Source organism: Hydrogenophaga sp. (assembly GCF_041633695.1).
GTDB lineage: Bacteria > Pseudomonadota > Gammaproteobacteria > Burkholderiales > Burkholderiaceae_C > Hydrogenophaga.
The window spans coordinates 1-3,258 of record NZ_JBFJMY010000458.1 but is presented as its reverse complement, the minus strand read 5'-3'; the positions used below and the strand labels follow the sequence as shown (position 1 = coordinate 3,258).

Sequence of the window (3,258 nt, the reverse complement as noted above, 5' to 3'; positions counted from 1 at the left end):
GCCAGCTTCGAGCCCAGCATCGACTACGTGGTGACCAAGATCCCGCGTTTCGCCTTCGAGAAGTTCCCGGCCGCCGACCCGCACCTGACCACGCAGATGAAGAGCGTGGGCGAAGTCATGGCCATGGGCCGGACCTTCCAGGAATCGTTCCAGAAAGCCCTGCGCGGCCTGGAAGTCGGCGTGGATGGCATGAACGAAAAAACCCAGGACCGCGAGATCCTGGAGCGCGAACTGGGCGAACCCGGACCGGAGCGCATCTGGTACGTGGGCGACGCCTTTGCCGCGGGCTGGACCCTGGCCGAAGTGCACCAGTTCACCAAAATCGACCTGTGGTTCCTGATCCAGATCGAAGAAATCGTGAAAATCGAATTGCAGCTGGAGCAGACCAGTCTGGAAGCCCTCGCAGCAGACACCCTGCGTGGCCTGAAGAAAAAGGGCTTTTCCGACCGCCGCCTGGCCAAGCTGCTCAAGACCAACGACCAAGCGGTGCGCGAGCGCCGCCACGCCGAAAACATCCGCCCGGTCTACAAGCGGGTGGACACCTGTGCCGCCGAGTTCGCTACCGACACCGCTTACCTGTATTCGACCTACGAAGGCCATGGCGACGGCGAATGCGAAGCCGAGCCGACGAACAACAAAAAGATCATGGTGCTGGGTGGTGGACCCAACCGCATCGGCCAGGGCATCGAGTTCGATTACTGCTGCGTGCACGCAGCACTGGCCCTGCGCGAAGACGGTTACGAGACCATCATGGTCAACTGCAACCCCGAGACCGTGTCCACCGACTACGACACCAGCGACCGCCTGTACTTCGAGCCCTTGACACTGGAAGACGTGCTGGAAATTGTGGACAAGGAAAAACCGGTTGGCGTGATCGTGCAATACGGTGGCCAGACGCCATTGAAGCTGGCGCTGGGCCTGGAGGCCGCAGGTGTGCCCATCATCGGCACCAGCCCGGACATGATCGACGCGGCCGAAGACCGGGAGCGCTTCCAGAAGCTGTTGCACGAGCTGAAGTTGCGCCAGCCACCCAACGCCACCGCGCGCACCGAAGCCGATGCCCTGGAGAAGGCTGCGGCCCTGGGTTATCCGCTGGTGGTGCGCCCGAGCTATGTGCTGGGCGGTCGCGCGATGGAAATCGTGCACGAGCAGCGCGATCTGGAGCGTTACATGCGCGAAGCGGTGAAGGTGTCGCACGATTCACCGGTGCTGTTGGACCGCTTTTTGAACGACGCCATCGAGTGCGATGTGGACGCGATTCGCGACCACACCGGGCGCGTCTTCATCGGCGGGGTGATGGAACACATCGAGCAAGCCGGCGTACACAGTGGCGACTCGGCCTGTTCGCTGCCACCGTATTACCTGTCCAAAGAAACGGTGGATGAGCTCAAGCGCCAGACCGCGGCCATGGCCGAGGGCTTGAATGTGATCGGCCTGATGAACGTGCAGTTCGCGATCCAGGAGATCGACGAAGGCGGCGCCAAGAAGGACGTGATCTTCGTGCTGGAAGTGAACCCGCGCGCCTCGCGCACGGTGCCCTTTGTCTCCAAGGCCACCGGCATCCAGCTGGCGAAGGTGGCGGCGCGTTGCATGGCCGGCCAGTCGCTGGACGCGCAGGGCATTGGCGCGGAGGTGAACCCGCCGTATTTCAGCGTCAAGGAAGCGGTGTTTCCGTTCGTGAAATTCCCCGGTGTGGACACCATCCTCGGCCCCGAGATGAAATCCACTGGCGAAGTGATGGGTGTGGGCAAGACCTTTGGTGAAGCCTTCGTGAAGAGCCAGTTGGGTGCAGGCACCCATCTGCCCACTTCGGGCAAAGTCTTTCTCACCGTCAAGAACAGCGACAAGCCGCGCGCGGTGGAGATCGCTCGGCAACTCGTGGACATGGGTTTTGTGCTGGTGGCCACCCGGGGCACGGCGGCGGCGATTGCCGCTGCCGGGATCGCGGTGGAGACGGTGAACAAGGTGACCGAAGGCCGCCCGCACATCGTCGACATGATCAAGAACAAGGACATTGCCCTGGTCATCAACACGGTGGAAGAACGGCGCAACGCCATCGCCGATTCGGGCGCCATCCGCACCTCGGCTTTGCTCGCCCGGGTGACCACCTACACCACCATTGCCGGAGCAGAAGCTGCCGTCGAAGGCATGCAGTACATGGACAGCCTGGGCGTGATTTCGGTGCAGGAGATGCACGCCCAACTCGTGGCCTAAAGCGCCCAAGCCTGTCGTTTTCCCTCTGGTCGCGCGCTTGACCAGAGGGCACCATCGGGGCCATGCGCGCATCCTTCGAGGCCGGTACCGGACCCAAACAATGGTCTACCGACGTGGTCCGCCCCGAGCAGCGGCTGGACTACTGGGTGGGTGCGATTTGCGAGGCCTTTCTGGAGATGGACTGCAGTTCGCGGTCGGCCGCTCATTTTGATGGCCGTCTGGTGAGCATGCCGGTGGGGGCGCTGTGTCTGAACCAGGTGCTGGCCAGCCCGCAAGACGTCTACCGCACACCCAGCGCCATTGCCCGGGCTTCCGACCTGCCGTCGTTCTACCTGATCACCCAGCTCAGCACGTTCTGGCGTGTGCGCCAAGGGGGGCAGATGGTCCAGCTACGGCCCGGCGATGCGGTGCTGGTGGACGCGGCCCAAAGTTACGAACTGCACTTTCCCGAGTCGGTGGCTTGTCTGTCGATACAAATGCCACGGTCATGGCTGGGGCAATGGCTGGAGCGGGTGGACGTACCACAGCCCCGCGTGGTGCACCGCGATCAGGGTTGGGGGCAGACGCTATCGGCACTGTGTTTGCAGCTGGGCAAGGATCCGGCGCTGGCTGCGGCCATGCCGGCGGCCGCCTTGAGCGAACAGTTGGGGGTGTTGCTGTCGGCCACCTTGAGTCCGGTCCCGGTCGAGCAGCAAAGCCGGGCGCGCCAGCTGTACACGGACGCGCTGGCGTTGATACGGTCGCTGCAGGGCGACCACAGCCTTCGGGTTGACGATGTGGCGCAACGGCTGGGAGTCTCGGTGCGCAGCTTGCACCGCAGTTTTGCCCTGGCGGGACAGACGGTGGCGGCCAGCTTGCGCCAACATCGCCTGCTGCAGGCGCAAGCCATGCTGGCGCAGCGCCGTTTTGCCGGGCTGCCGGTGAGCGAGGTGGGCCGACGCTGTGGCTACCAGGACGCCTCGCACTTTGTGCGCGATTTCCAACGCGAGGTCGGCACCACACCAGCCCGCTGGCGCCGCTTGCAAGCGGCCATGCACTGAGGCG

General features: G+C 63.8%; 2 protein-coding genes. Both read left to right on the top strand.

All coding sequences use genetic code 11. The annotated features are described in order from the left end of the window. Positions 1 to 2,214, top strand: a 2,214-nt coding sequence (carB, locus tag ABYB95_RS20055) for a carbamoyl-phosphate synthase large subunit (protein WP_372660994.1), incomplete at its 5' end; no start/stop codon positions are given. Between the two features lie 62 nt (positions 2,215 to 2,276). Then, entirely contained in the window at positions 2,277 to 3,254 is a 978-nt protein-coding gene (locus ABYB95_RS20050) for a helix-turn-helix domain-containing protein (protein ID WP_372660991.1), read from the top strand. Positions 3,255 to 3,258 lie beyond the last annotated feature (4 nt).

Bases quoted from the DNA above. Each gene is read 5' to 3' on its own strand.
- ABYB95_RS20050 (WP_372660991.1), top strand. From the start codon at position 2,277: ATGCGCGCATCCTTCGAGGCCGGTACCGGACCCAAACAATGGTCTACC.